General features: G+C 71.2%; 23 protein-coding genes and 2 tRNA genes. 8 read left to right on the top strand and 17 right to left on the bottom strand.

Annotated features, from left to right (window positions below; all coding sequences use genetic code 11):
• Window positions 1-92 precede the first annotated feature (92 nt).
• The 9 genes from CEQ11_RS03585 to CEQ11_RS03545 all read right to left on the bottom strand — a co-directional run bounded on the left by CEQ11_RS03585 (window position 93) and on the right by CEQ11_RS03545 (window position 10,197).
• Window positions 93-2,183: a maltotransferase domain-containing protein gene (locus CEQ11_RS03585; RefSeq protein ID WP_087133634.1), complete on the bottom strand. Its 2,091-nt coding sequence runs from the start codon at window positions 2,181-2,183 to the stop codon at window positions 93-95.
• Window positions 2,184-2,297: 114 nt separating this feature from the next.
• Window positions 2,298-3,089 carry an ABC transporter ATP-binding protein gene (locus CEQ11_RS03580; RefSeq protein ID WP_067191337.1) on the bottom strand — a complete coding sequence of 264 codons (792 nt, stop codon included), beginning with the start codon at window positions 3,087-3,089 and terminating at the stop codon, window positions 2,298-2,300.
• The gene (locus tag CEQ11_RS03575; RefSeq protein ID WP_088477768.1) at window positions 3,082-4,029 is read right to left on the bottom strand and encodes an ABC transporter permease; all 948 of its coding nucleotides are present in this window, start codon (window positions 4,027-4,029) and stop codon (window positions 3,082-3,084) included. The genes CEQ11_RS03580 and CEQ11_RS03575 overlap by 8 nt, the downstream gene beginning before the upstream one ends.
• 157 nt (window positions 4,030-4,186) lie before the next feature.
• On the bottom strand, window positions 4,187-5,191 hold the full coding sequence (locus CEQ11_RS03570; RefSeq protein WP_067191340.1) for an ABC transporter substrate-binding protein: 1,005 nt from the start codon (window positions 5,189-5,191) through the stop codon (window positions 4,187-4,189).
• 186 nt (window positions 5,192-5,377) lie between these two features.
• Window positions 5,378-6,385, bottom strand: a complete 1,008-nt coding sequence (rlmB, locus tag CEQ11_RS03565) for a 23S rRNA (guanosine(2251)-2'-O)-methyltransferase RlmB (protein WP_067191342.1) — start codon at window positions 6,383-6,385, stop codon at window positions 5,378-5,380.
• 144 nt (window positions 6,386-6,529) lie between these two features.
• Window positions 6,530-7,996, bottom strand: a complete 1,467-nt coding sequence (gene cysS, locus CEQ11_RS03560; RefSeq protein WP_088477767.1) for a cysteine--tRNA ligase — start codon at window positions 7,994-7,996, stop codon at window positions 6,530-6,532.
• Window positions 7,997-8,044: 48 nt separating this feature from the next.
• A complete protein-coding gene (gene ispF, locus CEQ11_RS03555; protein ID WP_067191345.1) occupies window positions 8,045-8,614 on the bottom strand; it encodes a 2-C-methyl-D-erythritol 2,4-cyclodiphosphate synthase in 570 nt (189 codons plus the stop codon).
• Window positions 8,611-9,441 carry a 2-C-methyl-D-erythritol 4-phosphate cytidylyltransferase gene (locus CEQ11_RS03550; protein WP_088477766.1) on the bottom strand — a complete coding sequence of 277 codons (831 nt, stop codon included), beginning with the start codon at window positions 9,439-9,441 and terminating at the stop codon, window positions 8,611-8,613. Before CEQ11_RS03550 ends, ispF begins: the two co-directional genes overlap by 4 nt.
• 273 nt (window positions 9,442-9,714) lie before the next feature.
• Window positions 9,715-10,197: a CarD family transcriptional regulator gene (locus tag CEQ11_RS03545; RefSeq protein ID WP_067191349.1), complete on the bottom strand. Its 483-nt coding sequence runs from the start codon at window positions 10,195-10,197 to the stop codon at window positions 9,715-9,717.
• Between the two features lie 203 nt (window positions 10,198-10,400).
• On the opposite strand from CEQ11_RS03545, the gene CEQ11_RS03540 reads away from it, so the two are divergent.
• Window positions 10,401-10,940: a hypothetical protein gene (locus CEQ11_RS03540; RefSeq protein WP_067191350.1), complete on the top strand. Its 540-nt coding sequence runs from the start codon at window positions 10,401-10,403 to the stop codon at window positions 10,938-10,940.
• Between the two features lie 156 nt (window positions 10,941-11,096).
• On the opposite strand, the gene CEQ11_RS03535 is transcribed toward CEQ11_RS03540, so the two are convergent.
• The gene (locus CEQ11_RS03535) at window positions 11,097-11,777 is read right to left on the bottom strand and encodes a response regulator transcription factor (RefSeq protein ID WP_067191352.1); all 681 of its coding nucleotides are present in this window, start codon (window positions 11,775-11,777) and stop codon (window positions 11,097-11,099) included.
• Window positions 11,774-13,006, bottom strand: a complete 1,233-nt coding sequence (locus CEQ11_RS03530; RefSeq protein WP_067191353.1) for a cell wall metabolism sensor histidine kinase WalK — start codon at window positions 13,004-13,006, stop codon at window positions 11,774-11,776. The genes CEQ11_RS03535 and CEQ11_RS03530 overlap by 4 nt, the downstream gene beginning before the upstream one ends.
• 154 nt (window positions 13,007-13,160) lie before the next feature.
• Here CEQ11_RS03530 and phoU point away from each other — a divergent pair, with 154 nt between their 5' ends.
• A complete protein-coding gene (phoU, locus tag CEQ11_RS03525; RefSeq protein WP_067191355.1) occupies window positions 13,161-13,817 on the top strand; it encodes a phosphate signaling complex protein PhoU in 657 nt (218 codons plus the stop codon).
• A gap of 84 nt (window positions 13,818-13,901) precedes the next feature.
• On the opposite strand, the gene CEQ11_RS03520 is transcribed toward phoU, so the two are convergent.
• Together CEQ11_RS03520 and CEQ11_RS03515 are read right to left on the bottom strand one after the other, a co-directional pair.
• The gene (locus CEQ11_RS03520; protein WP_067191357.1) at window positions 13,902-14,663 is read right to left on the bottom strand and encodes a phosphoglyceromutase; all 762 of its coding nucleotides are present in this window, start codon (window positions 14,661-14,663) and stop codon (window positions 13,902-13,904) included.
• A 106-nt stretch (window positions 14,664-14,769) separates the two neighbouring features.
• Complete coding sequence (locus tag CEQ11_RS03515; protein ID WP_067191364.1) at window positions 14,770-15,093, bottom strand: DUF2516 family protein; 324 nt, start codon at window positions 15,091-15,093, stop codon at window positions 14,770-14,772.
• 83 nt (window positions 15,094-15,176) lie between these two features.
• On the opposite strand from CEQ11_RS03515, the gene tmk reads away from it, so the two are divergent.
• Together tmk and CEQ11_RS03505 are read left to right on the top strand one after the other, a co-directional pair.
• The gene (gene tmk, locus CEQ11_RS03510) at window positions 15,177-15,839 is read left to right on the top strand and encodes a dTMP kinase (protein ID WP_067191359.1); all 663 of its coding nucleotides are present in this window, start codon (window positions 15,177-15,179) and stop codon (window positions 15,837-15,839) included.
• The gene (locus tag CEQ11_RS03505) at window positions 15,836-17,023 is read left to right on the top strand and encodes a DNA polymerase III subunit delta' (protein WP_067191360.1); all 1,188 of its coding nucleotides are present in this window, start codon (window positions 15,836-15,838) and stop codon (window positions 17,021-17,023) included. The genes tmk and CEQ11_RS03505 overlap by 4 nt, the downstream gene beginning before the upstream one ends.
• A gap of 12 nt (window positions 17,024-17,035) precedes the next feature.
• Here the strand turns inward: CEQ11_RS03505 and CEQ11_RS03500 are convergent, their stop codons facing one another.
• A complete protein-coding gene (locus CEQ11_RS03500; RefSeq protein WP_067191361.1) occupies window positions 17,036-17,776 on the bottom strand; it encodes an HAD-IA family hydrolase in 741 nt (246 codons plus the stop codon).
• A gap of 150 nt (window positions 17,777-17,926) precedes the next feature.
• Here CEQ11_RS03500 and CEQ11_RS03495 point away from each other — a divergent pair.
• A tRNA-Thr gene (locus CEQ11_RS03495) sits at window positions 17,927-18,000 on the top strand.
• Window positions 18,001-18,129: 129 nt separating this feature from the next.
• Here CEQ11_RS03495 and CEQ11_RS03490 read toward each other — a convergent pair.
• Together CEQ11_RS03490 and CEQ11_RS03485 are read right to left on the bottom strand one after the other, a co-directional pair.
• Window positions 18,130-18,582, bottom strand: coding sequence for a hypothetical protein (locus tag CEQ11_RS03490; RefSeq protein WP_067191362.1), 453 nt, complete (start codon window positions 18,580-18,582; stop codon window positions 18,130-18,132).
• Window positions 18,579-19,649: an NAD(P)H-quinone oxidoreductase gene (locus CEQ11_RS03485; protein ID WP_082740033.1), complete on the bottom strand. Its 1,071-nt coding sequence runs from the start codon at window positions 19,647-19,649 to the stop codon at window positions 18,579-18,581. Before CEQ11_RS03485 ends, CEQ11_RS03490 begins: the two co-directional genes overlap by 4 nt.
• A gap of 230 nt (window positions 19,650-19,879) precedes the next feature.
• Between CEQ11_RS03485 and CEQ11_RS03480 the strand changes: the two genes are divergently transcribed.
• Window positions 19,880-19,970, top strand: a tRNA-Ser gene (locus CEQ11_RS03480).
• 62 nt (window positions 19,971-20,032) lie between these two features.
• On the opposite strand, the gene CEQ11_RS03475 is transcribed toward CEQ11_RS03480, so the two are convergent.
• Entirely contained in the window at window positions 20,033-21,193 is a 1,161-nt protein-coding gene (locus CEQ11_RS03475) for an IS481 family transposase (protein WP_088477763.1), read from the bottom strand.
• 212 nt (window positions 21,194-21,405) lie between these two features.
• Between CEQ11_RS03475 and CEQ11_RS03470 the strand changes: the two genes are divergently transcribed.
• Both CEQ11_RS03470 and CEQ11_RS03465 read left to right on the top strand, forming a co-directional pair.
• Window positions 21,406-21,723 (top strand): helix-turn-helix domain-containing protein, encoded by a 318-nt coding sequence (locus tag CEQ11_RS03470; protein WP_010080477.1) that lies wholly within the window; start codon window positions 21,406-21,408, stop codon window positions 21,721-21,723.
• A 17-nt stretch (window positions 21,724-21,740) separates the two neighbouring features.
• Window positions 21,741-22,670, top strand: coding sequence for an IS3 family transposase (locus tag CEQ11_RS03465; protein ID WP_227718698.1), 930 nt, complete (start codon window positions 21,741-21,743; stop codon window positions 22,668-22,670).
• Window positions 22,671-22,889 lie beyond the last annotated feature (219 nt).

The raw sequence follows: 22,889 nt of genomic DNA, 5'->3' as shown, positions 1-22,889 counted from the left end.
CGGTGGGCGACGGGGCACCGGGGGCGCCCCGTCCGCGGGTGGCGAGGGGTCGTCGTCGTCGAATCCGGGTCCACGACGGCGCCCCGCCCGCCTCAGCCGCGGACGATCCGCAGGATGTGGGCCGGCTCCGCGGACGGGTCCAGGCGCACGTACGGGCGCTCGTCCCAGTGCCAGCGCTGACCGGTCAGCAGGTCCTCGACCTCGATGCGGCCCTGCTCGTCCCGGTCCTCGTCGCGGACGCCGAGCGCCTCGAAGTCCAGCTCGAGGGTGGACTCGGCCACCTCGTGCGGGTTGCAGGTGACGGTCACCAGGACGACGTCATCGGCGGTGCCGGCCGGGGCGTCGGTGACCGCGGCGGCGTCTGCGTGGATGCCCTCGGGGGCGGCGGCACGACGCTTGGAGAAGACCAGCACGTCCGAATGCAGCGCCGAGTGCAGGGTCAGGTTCTGCAGGTCCCGCAGCGCCGGGTGCTCGGCCCGAATCTCGTTGAGGCGGGTCAGGTACGGGGCCAGGGACTGCCCCGCGGCCTCGGCGCCGGCCCAGTCCCGCGGGCGGTACTCGTACTTCTCCGAGTCGATGTACTCCTCGGCGCCCGGCCGCGGCACATGCTCGAACAGCTCGAAGCCGGCGTAGACACCCCACAGCGGATTGGACATCGCGGCGACGACGGCGCGGATGCGGAAGGCACCGGGGCCGCCGGTCTGCAGGTACTCGGTGAGGATGTCCGGGGTGTTCACGAAGAAGTTCGGGCGGTAGAAGCCCGCCGTCTGCTGCGTGACCTCCTCGAGGTACTCCTCCAGCTCCTCCCGGGTGTTCCGCCAGGTGAAGTAGCCGTAGGACTGCTGGAAGCCCACGCGTCCGAGGGCGTGCATCATCGCCGGGCGGGTGAACGCCTCGGCGAGGAAGACGACCTCCGGGGTCTCGGCGCGGACCTGCGCGATCAGCCACTCCCAGAACCACAGCGGCTTGGTGTGCGGGTTGTCCACGCGGAAGATGTGCACGCCGCGGGCGACCCAGCCGCGCACCACCTCGAGGACGGCGTCGGCCAGACCCTGCGGGTCGTTGTCGAAGTTCAGCGGGTAGATGTCCTGGTACTTCTTCGGCGGGTTCTCCGCGTAGGCGATGGTGCCGTCCACGCGGGTGGTGAACCACTCCGGGTGGCTCTGCACCCAGGGGTGGTCCGGGGCGCACTGCAGCGCCAGGTCCAGGGCGAGCTCGAGGCCGTTCTCCCGGGTGGCGGCCACGAAGGCGTCGAAGTCCTCGAGGGTGCCCAGGTCCGGGTGCACGGCGTCATGGCCGCCCGCCTCCGAGCCGATGGCCCACGGCGATCCCGGGTCCTGCTCACCGGCGGTCAGCGTGTTGTTCGGGCCCTTGCGGTGGGCGTGGCCGATCGGGTGGATCGGCGGCACGTAGAGGACCTGGAAGCCCATGGAGGCCACGGCCGGGATGCGTTCGGCGGCGGTGGCGAAGGTGCCCGAGTGCCAGGTGCCGGTGGCCTCGTCGAAGCGGGCGCCCTCCGAGCGCGGGAAGAACTCGTACCAGCCGCCGCGGCCGGCCAGCTCGCGCTGCACGTCCAGCGGGTACTCCTCCGAGCTGGAGAGCAGCTCGCGGAGGGGGCGTGCGGCGAGCGCGGCGACCAGCTCCGGGTCCTCGGCCGCAGCCAGGCGCTCGGCGGGCAGGCGGGAGGTGTCCGCCAGAGTGCGGGCGGCGGCGGAGAACAGGGCACGGTCCTCGGCGGAGCGGGTGGCGTCCTCGGCGGCACGGGCGAAGAGGGCCTCGCCCTCGGCCAGCATCAGCTCCACATCGACTCCGGCGGCGATCTTCACCTCTGCCGCGTGATGCCAGGTGCCCACCGGGTCCGACCATCCCTCCACCACGAAGTGGTGCAGGCCCGGCCGCGAGGGGCGCAGGGTCGCGAGGAACTCGTCCAGGCCGGGACGGCCGGGGCGCATGTGCACCCGCTGGACCTCGGCGCCGTCCGGGCCGATCAGCCGGGCGGTGGCGCCCAGGCCGTCATGACCTTCACGGAACACGGTGGCGCGGACAGGCACGTCCTCCCCCACCACAGCCTTCGCCGGGAAGCTGCCGCCCTCGACGACGGGCTCCACCTCCGTGACGGGGATGCGACCGGTGAGGGTCACGGGACGGGTTCCGGCGACGGACACCGGACGATCGGCGGACACGGCGACGTTCTGAGGCTTCTCCACGTCTGAGACGCTACCGCGCGGCAGGGTCCGGCGGGAACAGACGCCGGACCGGTCGGACCGGGCACGGCCCCTGCCCCCACGGCGCCCAGATCACTGGAGCATGGTCTTGTCATCCACCACCGCACCCTTGATCTTGCCGAACTCGGCGAGCAGGTCCTGGGCGGTCTTGCCGGCCTTCTCCTGCTCGTCCAGCTCGAGGATGATCTCACCGTCGTGCATCATGATCAGCCGGTTGCCGACCTGCAGCGCCTGGTCCATGTTGTGCGTGACCATCAGCGTGGTCAGCCGGTGCTCCGCCACGACCTGCTCGGTCAGGCGGGTGACCAGCTCGGCGCGGGACGGGTCGAGCGCTGCGGTGTGCTCGTCCAGCAGCAGGATCTTCGGGCCGGAGAAGGTCGCCATGAGCAGGGACAGCGCCTGGCGCTGGCCGCCGGAGAGCAGACCCACCTTGGTGGTGAGGCGGTTCTCCAGACCGAGCTCCAGCGTGGTGAGCGCCTCGCGGAACAGGTCCTTGCGGGACTTCGAGACGCCGGCGGCCAGGCCGCGGACGTGGCCGCGGCGGAAGGCCAGCGCCATGTTCTCCTGGATCGTCAGGTTCGGCGCCGTGCCGGCCGTCGGGTCCTGGAACACGCGGCCGATCCACTGCGCGCGGCGGTGGTCGGCCATCTTCGTGACGTCCTTGCCCGCCACGGACACCGAGCCGGTGTCCGGGGTCAGCTTGCCGGCGATCGTGTTGAGGACGGTGGACTTTCCGGCGCCGTTGGAGCCGATGACCGTGACGAAGTCACCCTCGTCCAGGTGCAGGTCGATGCCGCGCAGCGCCTTGCGCTCGTTGACGGTGTTCGGGAAGAACGTCTTGGAGACGTCACGGATCTCAAGCACGGGTGGCCTCCTGCGGGGTCGGAGCGTCGGCCTCGGCGTCCACGGCAGCCGGGGAGGAGGTGTCCGCCGTGGCCCTGGATCGGATGCTCAGGCGCTTGGCGATGCCGAACTGCGGCAGCAGCAGGGCGAGCACCACGAGGGCGGCCGAGATCAGCTTCATGTCGTTCGGGTTCAGGCCGGCGTTCAGCGCCAGCTGGATGATCACGCGGTAGAGGACGGCACCCACGATCACCGCGAAGGTCGCGATGAACACGGTGCGGGTGCCGAAGATCGCCTGGCCGACGATCACCGAGGCCAGGCCCACCAGGATGAGGCCGATGCCCATCGAGATGTCCGAGAAGCCCTGGTACTGCGCCATGGCAGATCCGCAGAGGGCGACCAGGCCGTTGGAGAGCATCAGACCGAGGATCTTCATGCGGTCCGTGGAGACGCCGTAGGAGCGGATCATCTCCTCGTTGTCGCCGGTGGCCTGCAGGGCCAGGCCCATGTCCGTGTGCAGGAACCAGTCCAGGACCAGCTTCAGGACGAACACGAGGAGGAACAGGACCGCCACGGACTGCCAGTTGCGGCCGACCCCGAATCCGGCCAGCCCGGAGAACAGGGTGTCCTGGCCCAGCAGCGGGATGTTCGCCCCGCCCATGATGCGCAGGTTGACCGAGTACAGGGCGATCATCGTCAGGATGCCGGCGAGCAGCCCGTCGATCTTGCCCTTCGTGTGCAGCAGGCCCGTGATGAGGCCGGCGGCGGTGCCGACGAAGAACGCCGCGACCATGGCCAGTGCCCAGTGGGTGCCGTTGGTGATGAGGATCGCCGCGGTGGCGGCGCCGGAGGTGTACGACCCGTCCACGGTGAGGTCCGGGAAGTTGAGGATGCGGAAGGTCAGGTACACGCCGAGTGCCATCACGGCGTAGACCAGACCCAGTTCGAGCGCTGAGATCATGCGTGAAGCCTTTCTGGGAGGCGACCTGCGACCACGGTGTGCCGCCCCTGCCGGGCGGGCGGCCGTCGTCGTGCCGCCGGGGGGCCCACACGGGGGCGGCCCTGACCAGGACACGGGTCCTGTCAGGGCCGCACCCGGTGCGAACGGGGAGAGTGGGTCAGTCGATGGTCTCGTCGGCGCGGTCGATGACCTCCTGCGGGATCTCCACGCCGAACTTCTTGGCGTTCTCCGGGGAGACGACCAGCTCGAGGGCGTCCTCCGGGGCGAAGCCGACCGCCATGTCGGCCGGGTCCTCGCCGTCCTTGAGGATCTTGACGGCCATCTCGCCGGCGAGCTTGCCGTGCTGCTCGTAGTCGATGCCGTAGGTGCCCAGGGCGCCGCGCTCCACGGAGTCGGTGTCCGCGGAGATCACCGGGATCTCGTTCTCCTGACCGAAGGAGATCACGGACTCGAGGGCGGAGACCACCGCGTTGTCGGTCGGCACGTAGATGCCGTCCACGTCGGACAGCGACTGCACGCCCTGCTGGACCTCGGAGGAGTTGGTGACGGTCACGTCCTTGATCTCGATGCCCAGCTCCTTGGCGGCCTCCTTGGCCTGCTCCACCTGGGACTTCGAGTTCGCCTCGCCGGAGTTCCAGACGATGCCGACGGTCTTGACGTCGTCCTTGACGTCCAGCAGCAGCTGCAGCTGCTCCTTCACCGGGTTGCGGTCGGACTGGCCGGTGACGTTGCCGCCCGGCTTCTCCTCGTCCTCGACGATGCCGGCGCCGACGGCGTCGGTGACGGCCATGAAGACGACCGGCTTGTCCTTCACCGCGGTGGCGGCGGCCTGGGCGGCCGGGGTGGCGATCGAGGCGACCAGGTCCACGTCCCCGTCACCGGCGAAGGTGTTGGCGATCGAGTTCGCGGTGGCGACCTCGCCCTGGGCGTTCTGCAGGTCGAACTCCACCTCGATGCCGGCCTCGTCGAAGGCCTCCTGGAAGCCCTCGGCGGTGGCGTCCAGCGCCGGGTGCGAGGTCAGCTGGGAGATGCCGATCTTGTAGGGGCCGTCGTTGCCGTCACCGTTGCCGTCGCCGGCACCGGAGTCACCGCAGGCGGTGAGACCGACGGCCAGGACAGCCATGGCGGCGGTGATGCGGAGCGGGGATGCGGTCCTCTTCATGGGAAGTGTCCTCAGCGTTCGGGGTCGCCGCGGCGACCGTGGTGTGCGAGCGCTGCGGGCCGATGCCGGAGACGGTGTTCCGGCCCGCAGTGGGTCACATCGCGTGATGTGATGCACACAACATACAGCCTGGACCGCGGTTCGGGACCCTATGACGCGGTTCACACGCCACGTGTGGACGAATCGTCAGGAAGCGTCCTGTGCGGAGGCATTCCGGCCACCCGAGCGCTGCACCGAGATCTCGTACAGGGAGACGCCCACCGCCATGGAGGCGTTGAGGGACTCCATGGACGAGTCGATCGGGATGGAGACGATCTGCTGGCAGTGCTCGCGCACCAGGCGGGACAGCCCCTTGCCCTCGGCGCCCACCACGAGCACGAGAGGCTCGGTGGCCAGCTCCAGGCCCGGCAGACCGACGTCTCCGCCGCCGTCCAGGCCGAGCACGAAGTAGCCCATGCGGTGCAGCTCGGCCAGCGTGGTGTTCAGGTTGCCGGCCTGCGCCACCGGGACGCGGGCGGCCGCGCCGGCGGAGGTGCGCCAGGCGGTGGCGGTGACGCCCACGGAGCGGCGGGACGGGACGATCACGCCGTCCGCGCCGAACGCGGATCCGGAGCGGATGATCGCGCCGAGGTTGCGCGGGTCCGTGATGCCGTCCAACGCGATGAGCAGCGGACGGGTGCGCAGGTGCCCGGCCGCGTCCTTCTCCAGGGTGGTGCGGGCCAGGTCCAGGGCGTCCGCGTAGTCGTACGGCGGGATCTGCAGGACCAGGCCCTGGTGGATGGCCTCGCCGGACATGCGGTCCAGCTCCGGCTTGGTGTTCTCCATGACCGGGATCCCCTGCTCGGCGCACTGGCGCAGGGCCTCCTTCACGCGATCGTCCACCTCGATGCGGGTGGCCACGTGGAGGGCCTTCGCCGGGATGCCGGCGCGCAGCGCCTCCACCACCGGGTTGCGGCCGGACACGGTCTCATCCGCGGTGGAGGAACGCTGCCGGCGCGGCGACGCCGGACGCTTGGCCGCCGCACGCTCGGCGAGCTGCTTGTTGCGGTAGGCCTTGTGGTAGACGCGGTCTTCGGCCTTCGGGGTGGGGCCCTTGCCCTCGAGCGCCCTGCGGCCGTGGCCGCCGGTGCCCTTCTGCGGGCCCTTCTTGCCCTTGGCCTTGCGGGAACCGCCGGAGCGGGGTGCGGACGACATGGCGTCTCCTTCAGCGGGTGGGGACTGCGCGGAGCCCTCGGCTCCGGCGGGGTACGGGGGCGGCGGGGCACGACGACGGCACCCGGCTCACCGACTCAGCGGCCAGTCTAGTGGCGCTCGCCTCTGCGGACGGAGGGCACCGGCTCAGTCGGCCAGGTGCCAGGTGGCGCCGTCTGCGCCGTCCTCCACCACGATGCCAGCGGCCGTCAGGGCGTCGCGGATGCGGTCCGCGGTGGCCCAGTCCTTCTCGGCGCGGGCCTGGGCGCGGGCCTCGATCTGCGAGCGCACCAGCGAGTCCAGGGCGTCGGCGGCCGGGCCGGCGGCGCCGGCGGAGGACTCCGGGACGTCGTCCAGGCCGAGGATGCGGGTCATCGCGGTGACCTCGGCGTACCGGGCGGCCACGGCGTCCGTCTCCTTCGCCGCCAGGGCGGAGTTGCCCAAGCGGACGGTCTCGTGCAGCACGGCGAGCGCCTGCGGCACGTTGAGGTCGTCCTCCATCGCCGCGCGGAAGGCCTCCGGGACGTGCGCGCCCAGGGGCGTGCCGTCGTCGTGGTTCACGACGGAGTCTCCCAGCTGGGAGGAGGCCCGGGAGACGAAGTTCTCGATGCGCTCCACGGCGGCCTCGGCCTCGTCCAGAGCACCCGGGCGGTAGTCCAGCTGGGAACGGTAGTGGGCCTGGCCGAGGAAGTAGCGGACGGCCTTCGGGCGGGCCATCTGCATCATCTCCTCCGGGGAGATGGTGTTGCCGACGGACTTGGACATCTTCTCGCCCTCGTAGGTGACCAGGCCGTTGTGCAGCCAGAAGCGGGCGAACGGGTCGCCGGCGGCCGAGGACTGGGCCAGCTCGTTCTCATGGTGCGGGAAGCGCAGGTCCAGTCCGCCGCCGTGGATGTCGAACTCGGCGCCGAGGTACTTGGTGGCCATGGCCGAGCACTCCAGGTGCCAGCCCGGGCGGCCGCGGCCCCACGGGGAGTCCCACCGGGCGGTCTCCGGCTCACCGGCCTTGGCGCCCTTCCACAGGGCGAAGTCGCGGGGGTCGCGCTTGCCGCGCGGGTCCGCGTCCGGGGCGTCCTGCATGTCCTCCACGCGCTGACGCGTGAGGGAGCCGTAGGCGTCGAAGGAACGGACGTCGAAGTACACGTCCCCGGAGTCGTCCGTGGCTGGGTAGGCGTGGCCGCGGTCCATGAGGCGCTGGATGAGCGCGAACATCTCGGTCACGTGGCCGGTGGCTCGCGGCTCGTAGGTGGGACGGCGGACGCCGAGGGCCAGGTAGGCGGCGTCGAACGCCTTCTCGAACCGGTAGGCCAGCGCCCACCACTGCTCGCGCGCCGGGTACAGGGCCGAGGCCTCGAAGTCGTCCTCCATGGACGCGGCGGAGCGGTCCAGGATCTTGTCGTCGATGTCCGTGACGTTGCGGACCGAGGTGACCTTCAGGCCGGAGGCCTCCAGCCAGCGCACGAGGATGTCGAAGACGATGGCACTGCGCACATGCCCCACGTGCGGCATGCCCTGCACGGTGGCGCCGCAGTAGTAGACCGACGCCTCGCCGGGGCGGACGGGGACGAAATCGCGGACCTGGGCCGCCTGGGTGTCATAGAAACGCTGTGCCACGGTCCCCGATCCTATCGGGGCCGTCGCGCGGGCCGGTCAGCGGGCCGGTCAGCCGGCGTCGCGCGGGTACACCAGCGCCGTGGCGATCGCCGCGGTGCCCTCGCCGCGGCCGGTCAGGCCGAGGCGGTCCGTGGTGGTGCCGGAGACGGACACCGGGGCGCCGGCGGCCTCCGAGAGCACGGCCTGGGCCTCGTCCCTCCGCGTTCCGATCTTCGGACGGTTGCCCACCACCTGCACCGCGACGTTGCCGATCTCGTACCCCGCCTCACGGACCAGACGCGCGGCCTCGGCCAGCAGGGTGCTGCCGGAGGCACCGGCGAACTCGACACGGCCGGTGCCGAAGTGCTGCCCCAGGTCCCCGATGCCGGCGGCAGAGAACAGCGCGTCGCAGCAGGCGTGCGCGGCGACGTCCGCATCCGAGTGGCCGGCCAGCGCCGACTCGCCGGGCCAGTGCAGGCCCGCCACCCAACACCCGCGCTCCACGGCGGCGCGGTGCTCCTGTGCGTCAGGGCCCTGACGTTCCGGGTCCGCCACGGCGTGCACGTCCACCCCGATCCCTGTCCGGGGCAGCGGGAACGGGCGGTCGGCGGGGTGGTCGGCGGCGGTGTGCTGGCTCATGACAGGCTCCTGCGGGCGATGAGGGCGGCGGCCTGCTCCAGGTCCGCCGGGGTGGTGATCTTGAAGGCGTCGGCATGGCCGGGGACCACACGGACGACATGCCCGGCGGCCTCCATGACCATCGCGTCGTCGGTCAGGGCCGCGGCGTCCAGCTCCGGGTCCCGGCGCACCTGATCGTGCGCGGCCAGCAGCGCGTACAGGTCGAAGCCCTGCGGCGTCTGCACCGCCCGCAGCATCGCCCGGGACGGTGTCCCGACGACGGTCTCGGCACCGTTCGCGTCCACGCTCACCTGCTTCACGGTGTCCGTCACCGGCACCGCCGGGATGACGGCCTTCGCGGAGGCGAGGCCCGCGACCACGGCGGCGAACACGGCCGGCGGCGTGAACGGGCGCGCGGCGTCGTGGACGAGCACGAGGTGAGGGTCGTGGCGGCAGTGGGTGCCGTCGTCGTGCCGGGAGGAGGACGCGGCGGCCGAGGCGACGTCCGGGGCGGGGGTGGCCGAGGCGGGTGCGGCCCCCAGCCGGCGGGCGACCTCGGCGAGGCCGGCGGCCACGGAGTCGGCCCGCTCGGCGCCGCCGGGCACACAGGAGGCGGTGAAGCCCAGGCGCAGGGCGCACTCCTCGACGATCGCGGTGACCTCCGCGCGCGGCTGGTCGGCCGGCGGGACGAGGACGACCACAACGTCCACATCCGGCACCTGTGCCACGGTCTCGAGACCGTGCTCCAGGAGCGTGCGACCATCGGACAGCGGGGCCAGGGCCTTCGGCATGCCCGCCCCGAGGCGGGTGCCCGAGCCCGCAGCGGCGAGCAGGACAGCGGTGGGCATGAGGACTCCTTCGGCGAGCGGCTGCTCCCCCATTCCTACCGCACATGCGCGTCGCTTTCGGGTGGGCGGCCGGCGGGGTGCGGGCGGAACTCGACATTTCCACGAACGAAAATGTCTGGGGACTCGACATTTTCACGAACGAAAGCGCCCCGGGACTCGACATTTTTACGAACGAAAGTGTCTGGGGGCGGAGACGCAGACGACCCGCCCGCTGCGGTGCAGCGGACGGGTCGTCGGTTCACGCCTGATGCGGTGTGGACGCAGACCGGGCGATCAGCCCTCGAGGGTCTTGTCCAGGATGCCCTCGGCCTCCTCCTCGGAGACCTTCTTCGCCAGGGCCAGCTCGGAGACGAGCACCTGACGGGCCTTGGAGAGCATGCGCTTCTCACCGGCGGACAGGCCGCGGTCCTGCTCACGGCGCCACAGGTCGCGGACGACCTCGGCCACCTTGATGACGTCGCCGGAGGCCAACTTCTCCAGGTTGGCCTTGTAGCGGCGCGACCAGTTGGTCGGCTCCTCCACATGCTCGGCCTGGAGCACCTCGACGACGCGCTCGAGTCCCTCCTTGTCGACGACGTCGCGCACACCGACGAGGTCGACGTTCTCCGCCGGGACCTCGATGGTCAGATCACCCTGCGCCACCTTCAGCTTGAGGTACATCTTCTCTTCGCCCTTGATGTTCCGCATCTTGATCTCCTCGATGCGGGCTGCACCGTGATGCGGGTAGACGACGGTCTCTCCGACCTCAAAAACCATGTAAACGGCCCCTTTCGTGACGCTTCATCCTATCACGGGGGCCCTGCCGGACGGAGTGTCGGAGCGAGGGCCGGGGCGGGGGTCGTGATAGTGGAGGCCTGCGCCGTCACGAGCGTGAGCAGGTCCGGTTGTGCGATAGGCTGGAGCCGACCGTCCGCACGCACGCGTGCGCCCCGGCCCCGCACCGCTTTGAGGAGATCATCGTGAACACCGCCGCCACCCGGTCCGCACGCCTGCGCCGCCTCGGCGCGGGCTCCGCCGCCGCCGTCGCCCTGCTGGCGGCCACCGGCTGCAGCGCCATCAGCCCGATCGCCACCGGCATCCCGTATTCGCCGAGCGACGGCATTGTGGCCGACCTGGACGGTGCCGGCGTGCGCAACCTCGCCGTCGTCTCCACCGGCGCCGACGAGCAGGGCCGCGTCATCGGGTCGGTCGTGAACAAGACCCAGGAGGACATGACCGTCACCGTCGAGGTCTCCGGCGACTCCCAGGACGTCGACGTCCCGGCCGGCAAGGTCGTGTCCCTGCAGGACGAGGAGTGGGTGGTCGACGAGGCCGGCGCCGACGCCGGCGAGTACACCGAGGGCGCCCTCTCCGTGGACGGCGACTCCCAGGACCTCGAGATCCCTGTCCTCGGTCCCACCATGGCCGAGTACCGGGACCTCGTGCCGGGAGACTTCGACGAGGCCGAGTGGACCGACCACCTCCACGAGGAGACCCACCACTACGGCGGAGAGCACTGACGCTCCCCCAGGCACCGCGAAGGCCCCGCCTCCCCGATCCGGGAGGCGGGGCCTTCGCCATGCGGGGCCACCGCGCCAGCCGGAGCGCTCCGCCTCGGCCGGAGACGGCCGAGGCGCCGCCGGCACGGACGGCCGCCCGGACGGCGCCTGGGCCGCTCAGGCCTCGAACTTGTAGCCCAGGCCACGCACGGTCACGAGGTGGCGCGGGCTGGACGGGTCCGGCTCGATCTTCGAGCGCAGGCGCTTGACGTGCACGTCCAGGGTCTTGGTGTCCCCGACGTAGTCCGAGCCCCACACGCGGTCGATCAGCTGCCCGCGGGTGAGCACACGGCCGGCGTTGCGCAGCAGCATCTCCAGCAGCTCGAACTCCTTGAGGGGCAGGGACACGGGCTCGCCGTCCACAGAGACCACGTGGCGCTCGATGTCCATCCGGACCGGACCGGCGGCCACGGTGGTGGTCACCAGCTCCTCCGGCTCGCCCTGACGGCGCAGCACGGCGCGCACGCGGGCCACCAGCTCGCGCGAGGAGTACGGCTTGGTGACGTAGTCGTCCGCGCCGAGCTCGAGGCCGACGACCTTGTCCACCTCCGAGTCCTTCGCGGTGAGCATGATGATCGGCACGTTGGAGCGCTGGCGGATCTGACGGCAGACCTCCGTGCCGGACATGCCCGGCAGCATCAGGTCCAGCAGGACCAGGTCGGCGCCGGAGCGCTCGAACTCGGCCATCGCGGCGTTGCCGTCCGCGGCCACCGAGACCTCGAAGCCCTCCTTGTCGAGGAGGTAGGACAGCGGATCGCTGAACGACTCCTCGTCCTCCACGATCAGGATGCGGCTCATGCGCGGTTCTCCTTCCGATGTGCTGTTCGTCCGGCGGCTGAGAGAGCGCCGCGGCGGGTACGGACGCCGTCGGCCTCGACGGTGTCCTGGTCATGGGCATGGTCGCCGCCGTTCCAGAGCGGCAGGCGGACGGTGAAGGTGGACCCGCGGCCCTGCTGGGACCACACTGTCACCTCGCCGCCGTGGTTGGCGACGACGTGCTTGACGATGGACAGGCCCAGGCCGGTGCCGCCGGTCTGGCGGGACCGGGCGGTGTCCACTCGGTAGAAGCGCTCGAAGACGCGCTCCTGCTCCTCCGGGCTGATGCCGATGCCCTGGTCCTTCACCGTGACCTGCGCCAGGCCGTCCACCGCGGACAGGCCGACGCCCACCGTGGTCTGGTCCGGCGAATAGCGCACGGCGTTGTCCACGAGGTTGCGGACGGCGGTCATCAGCTGGTCCGCGTCCCCATGCACCGGGTACGGGATGGAGCCGCCGACCTTGATCGCGATGTCCCGCGCCTCCGCGGTGAGACGAAGCCGGTCCACGGCATCCGCGACCACCTTGTTCATGTCCACCGGGCGGCCCTCATGGACAACGTCCTTCGACTGCAGGCGGGAGAGCTCGATGATGTCCTGCACCAGGGCCGACAGGCGGACCGACTCGACCTGCAGGCGGCCGGCGAAGCGGTGCACCGCCTCCTCGTCCTCCGCCGCGTCGTCCAGCGCTTCGGCCAGCAGGGAGATGGCGCCGACGGGGGTCTTCAGCTCGTGGGACACGTTCACCACGAAGTCGTTGCGCATGGCCTCGGTGCGGGTGATCTCGGTGCGGTCGTCGGCGAGGATCAGGATGTACTCGTTGTCCAGCGGGGCCACACGCAGCTGGACCATGATGCTGCCCTGGCCGATCGGCCCGCGGGGCAGTTCGTAGCGGCGCTCCACAGTGATGCCCTCGGCGCGGACACGGCCGGTCAGCTCACGCAGCTGGTCGTGGACCAGGCGGTATCCCCGGACCAGCCCGAACGCATAGGCGGAGGGGTTGGCCCGGACGACGCCGTCCACGGCGTCCACGACGACGTAGGCGCGCCCGATGACGGAGAGCACCTCGGCCGCACCGCTCGGGAGGGTGGGCTCGTCGACCGTCAGGTCGACGGTGCGGCTGCGCTCCGAGGCACGGAACGCGAGCATCGAGGCCACCCCGACGGCGAGGCCGATCACTCCGCAGAGCAGGCCGATGATCACGGGGTCCACCCCTCAAGGGTAGCCGCTGCCCACTGCGTCACAGCCCGCCGTCAGGTCTTCCCTCGCAGGCCAGGACGGGTTCAGGGTCCGTTCACCTGGACCGGACAGACTGTCCCTTCGGCCTGGGACCCGCAGGCCTCACCGAACACCGCCTGGAGGCCACATGCGCGAGCTCTTCCGTGCGAACCTGAGCCGCCTCGGCAAGGACCTGACGACCATCGCCGAGCTGGTCCACCGAGCGGCCGACGACGCCCGTGCCGCGCTCGAGACCGCGGATGTGCATCGCGCCGAACAGGTCATCTCCGAGGACGCCCGCATCGACCGACTGCAGGAGCAGCTCGACGAACAGGCCATCCAGCTGCTCGCCCTCCACGCCCCGGTGGCCTCGGATCTGCGCACCGTGGTGGCCACCCTGCGCATGAGCACCTCGCTCGAGCGCATGGGCGACCTGGCCCGGCACATCGCGCAGCTGACCCGTCTGCGCTACCCGGAACTCGTCATCCCCGAGTCGATCCGTCCGACCTTCCACGCGATGGCCGACGCCACCGTGGACGCCGCCGCACAGGTGGTCCTGCTGCTGGAGACCCAAGACCTCGGCCACGCGGACTCGCTCTCCGAGCTGAACGAGACGGTCAACGAGCACCACGTCAGCGTCTTCCGCGCCATCGGCGCCCCCTCCTGGACCGAGTCCGCGGCGACGACCACGGACGTCACCCTGGCCTCCCGTTACCTCGAGCGCTTCACCGACCACGCGGTGTCCGTGGCCGGCAAGATGCGCTACCTGGTCACCGGACAGATGCCCACCCACCAGTCCGCCTGAACCAGAGCCGACGGGGCGCCGGCGGGAGTGTCCTCCCGCCGGCGCCCCGTCGTCGTGCTGTCCTCCGGACGCGGCCGGCTGCCGTCAGTGCTTGGCGTCGCCCTGCGCGGCGACCGCGGCGGCGCCGGCGGCGGCGGCCTCCGGGTCCAGGTAGCGACCGCCCGGGTTCACCGGCTTCATGTCCTCGTCCAGCTCGTACACGAGCGGGATGCCGGTCGGGATGTTGAGGGCGGCGATGTCCTCGTCCGAGATGCCGTCCAGATGCTTCACGAGCGCGCGCAGGGAGTTGCCGTGCGCGGCGACCAGGACGGTCTTGCCGGCCTCGAGGTCCGGCACGATCTCCCCTTCCCAGTACGGGAGCAGGCGGTCGATGACCATCTTCAGCGCCTCGGTGCGCGGGGCCTCGTCGCCGAGCTCGGCGTAGCGCTCGTCGTTCGCCTGGGAGAACTCGGAGGAGTCGTCCAGGGTCGGCGGCGGGGTGTCGAAGGAGCGGCGCCAGATCATGAACTGCTCCTCGCCGAACTCGTCCTTCACCTGGGCCTTGTCCTTGCCCTGCAGCGCACCGTAGTGGCGCTCGTTCAGGCGCCAGCTGCGCTTGACCGGGATCCACTGGCGGTCAGCGGCCTCCAGAGCCAGGTTCGCGGTGGTGATCGCGCGCTTGAGCAGGGAGGTGTGTAGCACGTCCGGCAGGATGCCCTCGTCCTTGAGGAGCTCGCCGCCGCGGGTGGCCTCGGTGCGGCCCTTCTGGGTCAGCGGCACGTCGACCCAGCCGGTGAACAGGTTCTTCTCGTTCCATTCGCTCTGGCCGTGACGGAGCAGGACCAGCGTGTAGGTGTTGTTCGCCATACCGCAAGTCTATGGCGTTGCCGCAGTCCCTGACCCGAGCCTGCCGCTGCCTGCTCCGGCGGACACGGGCGAGAAGGTCGGCCGGGGCGGAACCGCGGCCGGCCGGTCACCAGCCGGAGCGGCCTCCGCTGTAGAGGTTCATCTGCTCACGCGGGCCGGCGAGGTACACGGCCGCGACGCAGACGGCGAGCAGGCCGAGCACGCCCAGGCCACCGAACGGCCCGAGCACGCCCAGCACGCCGATGAGCGTGGCGCCCCCGGTGAGCATCAGCCAGAAGCGCTTCTCCCGGATGCCGGCACGCAGGAAGTCCTCCGGGCGGCGGCGGGCGGCGTCGACGACGGCCCACACCTCCAGGGCGAGGGCGACGATGCCGAGCGCGAGCATCAGCCAGTACTCGACGTAGGCGGCGTACACGAAGGGGTGGGTCATGCCCGCCATTCTACGCGCTGACCTCCCCGCACAGACGGGTCCGGCACGGGCCCGGCAGGATGTCGGGCCGATAGGCTGGCCGGGTGGAACAGCCAGCTGACGCACGCGGCCTCTTCGTGGCCCTCGAAGGACCCGACGGCTCGGGCAAAACGACCCAGGCCGGCGCCCTCGCCGCCGCCTGGGAGGCCGCCGGCCACCCGGTGCACCTGACCCGCGAGCCCGGCGGGACCGACCTCGGCGAGCGCCTGCGCTCCCTCGTCCTGGACCCGGAGCACGCACCGATCGACCCGCGCACCGAGGCGCTGCTGTTCTCCGCGGCCCGCGCCGCCCACGTGGAGCGCTGCATCCGCCCGGCGGTCGAGGCGGGGACGACCGTGGTGACGGACCGCTTCATCGACTCCTCCGTGGCCTACCAGGGCGTCGGGCGCGGGCTCGGCGTGGACTGGATCGTGGAGCTGAACGAGTGGGCCGTCGACGGCACGCTGCCGGACCTCACCGTGGTGCTGGACATCGACGCGGAGACCGCCGCCGCCCGACGCACCTGGCGCCAGGGAGCCGGGGGCACCGGGCCGGATCGCCTCGAGCAGGAGACCGCCCACGCCCACGAGCAGCTGCGCGCCGCCTTCCTGGAACGGGCCGCCGCGGCCCCCGAGCGCTACCTGGTGCTGGACGCCACGACCGAGATGGACGACCGCACCGCGCAGATCTGCGAGCGGCTCGAGGAGCTCCTGGAGGAGGCCGGATGAGCGCGCCGGCCGTCTTCGCGGACCTCGCCGGCCAGGACGCCGTGGTGGAGCAGCTCGCCCGCAGCGCGCGCCAGGAGCGGCCCACCCACGCCTGGCTGTTCACCGGCCCGCCCGGCTCCGGACGCTCCACTGCCGCCCGCGCCTTCGCCGCCGCCCTGCAGTGCGAAGCAGGGGACCTGCAGGAGCGCGGCTGCGGTCAGTGCCACGCCTGCACCACCGTGATGGGCGGCACCCACCCGGACGTGACGATCCTGGCCACGGAGAACGTCAGCTACAAGATCGAGGACGTCCGCGAGCTCGTCGAGGCCGCCCAGTCCAGGCCGGCGACCGGCCGCTGGCGCATCTTCCTCATGGAGGACGCGGACCGCATGACCGAACGCGCCACCAACGTGCTCCTCAAAGCCATCGAGGAGCCCCCGGAGCGCGTCGTCTGGATGCTCTGCACCCCGTCCCCGGCGGACGTGCTCCCCACCATCCGCTCCCGCTGCCGCACCGTCTCCCTGCGCATCCCGTCCGTGGAGGACGTGGCGGACCTGCTGGTGCGCCGCGACCGCCTGGACGCAGAGACCGCCCGGATGACCGCGCGCATCTCCCAGTCGCACGTGGGCATGGCCCGTCGCCTCGCCCAGGACCCCGAGGCCCTCGCCCGCCGTGAGGAGATCCTCTCCCTGCCCCTGCGCAGCAGCGCCGTCTCCGACGCGATGGGCATGGCCGCGCATCTGGTCAAGGTCGCCAAGGATGAGGCCGAGTCCTCCGCCGAGGCCCGCAACGCCCAGGAGCTCGCCGCCCTGCGCCGCCAGCTCGGCATCGTGGAGGGAGAGCAGGTGCCCGCCAAGCTCCGCCACCACGTCAAGCGCCTCGAGGAGGACCAGGCCCGGCGCCGCCGCCGCAGCGTCCACGACTCCCTGGACCGGGCGATGATCGACCTGTTCGGCCTGTTCCGGGACGTCCTCGCCGTGCAGCTCGACGCCGAAGGTGAGCTCATCAACGAGCACCGTCGCGCCGAGATCGCCTCCTACGCCCACGGGGCCGCCGGGACCTCCTCCGAGGTGGTCGCCCGCATCGACGCGATCAACCTCGCCCGCGAGCGCCTGGCCGCCAACGTGCCCGAGCAGCTCGCCGTCGAGGCGCTCATGCTCGCCCTGCTGCCGGCCCGGACCCGCACACCGCGCCAGCGGCGCTGAGCCCCGCCCGCCTCAGGCTCGTGCGAGACGCTCAGTCAGCTCCGGGACGTCGGCGAGCAGCGGAAGCACCGCGTCCGCCCCGGCCGCGGCGAGCGCGTCCCCGTCGTCCTCTCCGCTGAGCACGCCCACCACCAGGCCCGCGCCCGCACGACGACCGGCCTGCACGTCCGCGTCCGTGTCACCCACAGTGAGCACGGACCGCACGTCCTCCAGGTCCAGGGCCAGCAGCGCCGTGAGCACCATGTCCGGGTAGGGGACTCCCCTGCCGACGTCGTCCGGGGACAGGCTCAGGTCTGCCAATCCCATCCAGTCCAGCGACTCGAGCAGCGTGTTCTGCGTGTGCCGGGCGAACCCGGTGGCCAGGCACAGCGCCATGCCCTGCTCTCGCAGGCGCTCCAGGGCCTCGACCGCACCGGGCTGGGGGCGCGCCCCATGCTCCGCGATCAGGGCGTCGAGCCGCTCCTCGAAGGTGCGGACGGCGGAGCGCGCCGTCGCCCGGTCCCCGAAGATCGAGGCGAAGACGTCCGTCCGGGAACTGCGCCGCCGGCGGCGAAAGGCCGCCAGGTGGAAGGTCCGTTCCGGGTGCCCCTCCCCCACCCCGTGGGCGTCCAGGGCCTCGGCGAAGGCGGTGTCCTGCAGGCCGGTGTCCACGATCGACGTCCCGGACATGTCCACCACGGCCAGGCGCAGGGGCACGGGCAGCGGGCGGGGCTCGGCGTGGGCCTGACGCGGAGGCAGCGGCTGCGTGGTCATGCGAACCAGTCCAGCCTCCCCGTCTGACGCCTCCGTGGCCGCCGGGTGAACGGCGGCGGAGGGCTCGGTCACGGGACGGCGACACCGCGACCTTTTGCCGTGCCGTGCCCGCGCCGGGTAGCATGGTCAGCCGTGGCCGTGCGGCCACGTGCCTCCTTAGCTCAGCTGGCCAGAGCAGCTCCCTCGTAAAGAGCAGGTCGCCGGTTCGAATCCGGCAGGGGGCTCGGCGCAGAACGAGGCCCCGTCACCGATCGCATCGGAGACGGGGCCTCGTCGCCTGTCCGGGGTCCTCTCGCCGCAGCCTCGAGGACTGCGTCGCCGCCCCCGGAGCCGCCTGGGCTGGTCTTGGGGATTCAGGCCGGCGCTGCCTCCTGTGCCCGGCGCACGTGGTCCAGGGTGCGCTCTGCGTGCCGGCCGACGGAGTCCGAGCCGGTCTGGCGCAGCCGGAACATGGCGACGGCCTGTGCCGTGGCGGCCAGCTCGTGGGCGGCCCGGGAGAGCTCCCGATGCGTCTCTGCCGCGGCCGGGGGGATGCGGTGGTCCTCCGTGGCAGGGCAGGCGGCCTGCATGCGCACGCACAGGGCGCGCACCTCAGGCAGGGCGTCGGAGAGGACGTTGGCCGCGTGGACGACGCCGTTCAGCTCGTCCGCGTCGAGCTCGCTGCGCGCCTCGGCCTCCTGGAGGACCTGCCAGCAGCGGTCCAGGGCACGCACGAAACGGTCATGGTCCCGCCGCCAGAGTCCGGTACCGAGCTCGCGCTCGTCCGCGCGGGCCTGACGCATGCGGGCGAAGGGTCCGCGCCTCATGCCGTGGCCTGTCCGTCCACGTCGGCGGCCCCGTCCTGACCGCCGGCGAGCGCCGGGTCCACCACCAGAACCACGCGACCGGCGCGGTCGTCCCGCTCGAAGTGCTCGTGCGCGGCCACCACGTCCTCCAGCGGGAAGACGGCCTCGACGGACAGGCGCACCCGGCCATCGGCCACCAGCGGAAGGGCGGCCTTCGCGGCGCCGGCCACCACATGGGCCTTCTCCGTGCGGCTGCGTGCGCGGAGGGTGGAGCCGGTGAGCCAGCCCCGCTTGGCCACGAGCTTCATGATGTTGAAGGACTCCGCCTTGAGTCCGCCCTGCACCGCGATCACCACAATGCGACCGTCCTGGGCGAGCGCGTCCACGTTCGGGGCCAGGTACGGGGCGCCCACCACGTCCAGGACGACGTCGGCGCCGTGGCCGTCCGTGTGCTCGCGCAGCCAGTCGGCGAAGCCGCCGGGCTCGCCTGCCTCGGCGGCGGCGCGGTGATCGAAGGCCGCCTCGGCGCCGAGGCTCACGGCGCGCGCACACTTGTCCGGGCCGCCGGCTGTGGCGAACACCCGCGCCCCGATCGCCGTGAGGTACTGCACGGCGAAGGAGCCGATGCCGCCGGAAGCGCCGTGCACCAGCACCACGTCCCCGGCACAGACGGCACCGCGCTCGGACAGGTTGGTCCACACGGTGCAGGCGACCTCGGGGAACGCCGCGGCATCCGTGAGGGACATGCCCTCGGGCACCGCCATCAGCTGGCCCACGGGCACGGCCACATACTCGGCCGCGCCGCCGCCGGCCAACAGCGCGCACACACGGTCTCCCGCCCGCAGGGAGGTCTGTTCCTCCGCCCCCGGGCCGAAGGCGGCCACCACACCGGAGGCCTCGAGCCCGAGCACCTCGGACTCGCCCTTCGGCGGCGGGTAGTGGCCCTGCCGCTGCATCACGTCCGCGCGGTTCACGCCCGCCGCGGCCACACGCACGAGGGCCTCGCCGGGGCCGGGCTCCGGCACGGCTTCATCCACGACCCGGAGCACCTCCGTGCCTCCGGCGCCGTCGCAGCGGACTGCGCGCATCGTGGCCGGGACGTCCGTGCCGGGGTCGGCGGGTGCCGTCATGCGTCGGTCCTCCTGCGTGCTCGGGGCCGCCACGTGCGGACGCACGGGCGGCCTCCATCTTCCCCCGGGCCCGCCGGGCCCCTCAAGGCGGGCAGCCCCGCCAGGCCCCTCAAGGCGGGCAGCCCCGCCCCTCCCGCCTGGGTAGAGTGGTGCGGGCGCAGTGCCGGGCGTCCCCGGTGCCCGCGCGGGGATGGTTGTCCGAGCGGCCGAAGGAGCCGGTCTTGAAAACCGGTGTGCGGTGACCCCGTACCGAGGGTTCGAATCCCTCACCATCCGCCAGTGTCATGAGTCGGGTCATCGTTGACACACGATGGCCCGGCTCATGACTTTTTTTCGTGGGTTCATCGTGTTCTGGGCTGGTAGTCCTTGGTCGGGTCGATCGTGTGTTCAGCGATAGTCTCTCCGGTGCTCGCGTTCGAAGTACGTACGTAGTCGTCCTGGATGAGCATCAGGACCGCGGTCCCGGCGTGGGCTCGTCCGATGCCCAGGTGTCGCAGCCGTCCGGCGTAGCGCAGGGTGACCTTGCCGTGGGCATCGACTCGGTCGGTGCGGGTGCGGTATTCCGGCTCTGTGTTCGTTGCTGGGGTCGCTTTGGGTTGAGCGGTGTAGGTCTGCTCTGGAGTGCGCCGTCCGCAGGCCCGGTGCGGGCGGGCGGTGTTGTACCAGAGCCGGAACTGCTCGAGCTGGCTGTTCAACTCGTGCAGGTCTCGGGCCCGGGGCCGGGCCTTGAGCCATTTCTTCAGGGTCTGGTGGAATCGTTCGATCTTGCCCTGGGTCTGTGGGTGGGCCGGCTTGCCGTTCTTCTGCCGGATCGAGTGCGCGGCTAACAGCTTCTCGAACCCGTTCTTCGCTCCGGGGTGACCGGTCAGGCGTGAGGTGAAGACCAGCCCGTTGTCGGTGAGGGTCTCGGCTGGGGTGCCGTAGGTGTCCATCAGGTGCTGCATCGTGGCGGTGACTTCAGCGCCGGTGAAGAAGTTCTGCGCGTGGGCGTGCAGCAGGTAGCGGGAGTGGTCATCGAGGAAGTCCAGGATCTCCACTCGGGTCCCGTCCAGCAGGGGCCAGTAGGTGATGTCGGCTTGCCAGCATTGGTTCGGCAGTTCGGCTTGAAAGCGCCGGTAGGACGAGCGCGGGCGTTTGCGTGGTTCCGGGGTGATCATTCCTGCCTGGGTCAGGATCCGGCGGATCGTGGACTCGGCCGGGGCGGGGATGCCCTGGGCCTGCAGGTGCCAGGCGATCGTGGCGGCTCCGGCGTCAGCACCGGAGTCCACGAGTTCTTGTCGTAGCACGATCACTTTCTGTCGGATGGCCGGGTCAGTGGTGTGCGGGAGTCGGTGGGGTGTTCGGGATCTTGGGTGCAGCCCGTCGGTGCCGTGTTCCTCGTACCGGCGCAGCAGGGTGTAGATCCATTGACGGGAGAGGTTGTGACGGCGTGCGACCTCGGCCACGGACTGGTGTTGGTCCAGCACGGCTTTGACGATCACCTTGTTGCGTTGGAAGCCCATCGTCCAGGATCGCCTGTCAACGATGTCGCGACTGAGGTGTCAACGATCACCAGGGCTGGTGTGTCAACGATGTCGCGACTGAGGTGTCAACGATCAGTGCCGGTTACTGAGCCGGGACAGTGTCAACGATGCTCCCGCTTCGGACACCTCACCATGTCGCGCGTCAGACTTAGTGGCAGGGCCGTTATGTAGGTCCTGAAGGAGAGTCAGACATGGGTAGACCACCCTCGATTCCGGCGGAGAAGAAGACCCGGATAGTGCTGAGCGTGCTGGCCGGCGAGATGTCCATCGCCGAAGCGGCACGCAAGGAGAAAGTCAGTGAGCAGTCCATCGGACGGTGGAAGGCCGAGTTCCTGGAAGCCGGCAAGACCGCCCTGGTGGCCGGCAGGTCCGGACCATCCTCCCGAGAGGAACAGCTGGAGGCCGAGGTCGCCGAGCTGACCCAGGCCTTGGGCGAGGCACACCTGGAAGCCAGGGTGTGGAAGAAGTCCGCGGAGGGCCGGCTGGGCCCTTCGAGGACCTCGAGGTGATCCGCGTGGAAGCGGGCATGTCGACCGCGAGGTTCTGCCAGCTCTTCGACATGCCCGAGCGGACCTGGCGCCGCTGGCAGGCCAAGGCCCGCACCGGGACGGCGGTGAAGGGACCGTGGCCGCAACCGGGACGGCAGGCCGCCAGGGAACTGGTGGTCAAGCACGCGCTGGCCCATCCGGCGTGGGGGCATCGGAAGATCTGGGCAATGGTCCGCCACGACGGGCATGTGGTTTCCGAGGCGACCGTGCTGCGAATCCTGCGCGACGAGGGGCTGATTCTGCCCGCGCAGTACCAACGGGAGCGACGGAAGCTGGCCGAGCGGCGCAAGGCCGCGTTCGCCACCGAGCCCTCAGGCCCGAACCAAGTCTGGCAGCTGGACTTCAGCGAGTTCGAGACCACCACCGGAGGGACCTGGCGGCTGGCCGGGTGCCGGGACTACTGGTCCAAGTACGAGTACCCCTTCCACGTTTCGCCCACCGGGAACCAGCACGACGCGATCGACGCGATCGAGTTGGCCCTGGCCGACTACGAGGCCATGTTCGGTCACCCGCTGGTCGAGGCCTGCCCGGTCGATCCCGAGACCGGTGAGCTGTTGCCCGTGGTGACCATCGTGACGGACAACGGCGGGCCGTTCCGGTCCTTCCGCTTCGAGTCCTTCATCGCCGCCCACCCCGAGCTACACCACGTGCGCACCCGAGTGAAGACCCCGGGGCAGAACGGGTCCCGTGAACGCGGCTTCGGCACGCTGAAGTACGAACGGCTCTACCTGGACGAGATTGACGACGCGATCGTGCTCGCCGAGCGGGCCGAGGACTACCGGATCGAGTACAACGAGCTCCGGCCCCACGAGGCCATCTCATGGAACCGGCCCAAGGAGGTGCACCTGGGCCTGGCCGACCCCACCACCCCGACATTCAAAACCAAGGAAATCCTGCCAACTACTTGACGCGGGACAACCATCCGCCAGCACTCCCACGACGACGGGCCGTCACCTCCGCGGATCCCAGCGGTCTTCCCCAGGCGACGGCCCGTCGTCGTCTCCGCTTCCCTCCCCTGCGTCGTCTCCGCTTCCCCCCCCCCCCTGCGCCGCCTGTCCCACCCCGGCCCCCTCGGACGTCCGCCCCTCCCACCCGAGGGCTATGGTGGGTGCGATCACATGCCGGGC

Origin of the sequence: Micrococcus sp. FDAARGOS_333 (assembly GCF_002206575.2) — a bacterium.
GTDB lineage: Bacteria > Actinomycetota > Actinomycetes > Actinomycetales > Micrococcaceae > Micrococcus > Micrococcus lylae.
The sequence above is the reverse complement of the archived record's forward strand: the minus strand, read 5'-3'. Positions and strand labels throughout refer to the sequence as shown.

Excerpts from the sequence above, each read along its gene's own strand:
- CEQ11_RS03575 (WP_088477768.1), bottom strand. The coding sequence starts at position 4,029 with ATGATCTCAGCGCTCGAACTGGGTCTGGTCTACGCCGTGATGGCACTC.
- CEQ11_RS03490 (WP_067191362.1), bottom strand. The coding sequence starts at position 18,582 with ATGAGGCGCGGACCCTTCGCCCGCATGCGTCAGGCCCGCGCGGACGAG.
- CEQ11_RS03470 (WP_010080477.1), top strand. The coding sequence starts at position 21,406 with ATGGGTAGACCACCCTCGATTCCGGCGGAGAAGAAGACCCGGATAGTG.
- ispF (WP_067191345.1), bottom strand. The coding sequence starts at position 8,614 with ATGAGCCAGCACACCGCCGCCGACCACCCCGCCGACCGCCCGTTCCCG.
- CEQ11_RS03545 (WP_067191349.1), bottom strand. The coding sequence starts at position 10,197 with ATGGTTTTTGAGGTCGGAGAGACCGTCGTCTACCCGCATCACGGTGCA.
- CEQ11_RS03520 (WP_067191357.1), bottom strand. The coding sequence starts at position 14,663 with ATGGCGAACAACACCTACACGCTGGTCCTGCTCCGTCACGGCCAGAGC.
- CEQ11_RS03485 (WP_082740033.1), bottom strand. The coding sequence starts at position 19,649 with ATGCGCGCAGTCCGCTGCGACGGCGCCGGAGGCACGGAGGTGCTCCGG.
- CEQ11_RS03475 (WP_088477763.1), bottom strand. The coding sequence starts at position 21,193 with ATGGGCTTCCAACGCAACAAGGTGATCGTCAAAGCCGTGCTGGACCAA.
- CEQ11_RS03515 (WP_067191364.1), bottom strand. The coding sequence starts at position 15,093 with ATGACCCACCCCTTCGTGTACGCCGCCTACGTCGAGTACTGGCTGATG.
- CEQ11_RS03570 (WP_067191340.1), bottom strand. The coding sequence starts at position 5,191 with ATGAAGAGGACCGCATCCCCGCTCCGCATCACCGCCGCCATGGCTGTC.
- CEQ11_RS03505 (WP_067191360.1), top strand. The coding sequence starts at position 15,836 with ATGAGCGCGCCGGCCGTCTTCGCGGACCTCGCCGGCCAGGACGCCGTG.
- rlmB (WP_067191342.1), bottom strand. The coding sequence starts at position 6,385 with ATGTCGTCCGCACCCCGCTCCGGCGGTTCCCGCAAGGCCAAGGGCAAG.
- CEQ11_RS03500 (WP_067191361.1), bottom strand. The coding sequence starts at position 17,776 with ATGACCACGCAGCCGCTGCCTCCGCGTCAGGCCCACGCCGAGCCCCGC.
- phoU (WP_067191355.1), top strand. The coding sequence starts at position 13,161 with ATGCGCGAGCTCTTCCGTGCGAACCTGAGCCGCCTCGGCAAGGACCTG.
- CEQ11_RS03465 (WP_227718698.1), top strand. The coding sequence starts at position 21,741 with ATGTCGACCGCGAGGTTCTGCCAGCTCTTCGACATGCCCGAGCGGACC.
- CEQ11_RS03535 (WP_067191352.1), bottom strand. The coding sequence starts at position 11,777 with ATGAGCCGCATCCTGATCGTGGAGGACGAGGAGTCGTTCAGCGATCCG.
- CEQ11_RS03550 (WP_088477766.1), bottom strand. The coding sequence starts at position 9,441 with ATGCCCACCGCTGTCCTGCTCGCCGCTGCGGGCTCGGGCACCCGCCTC.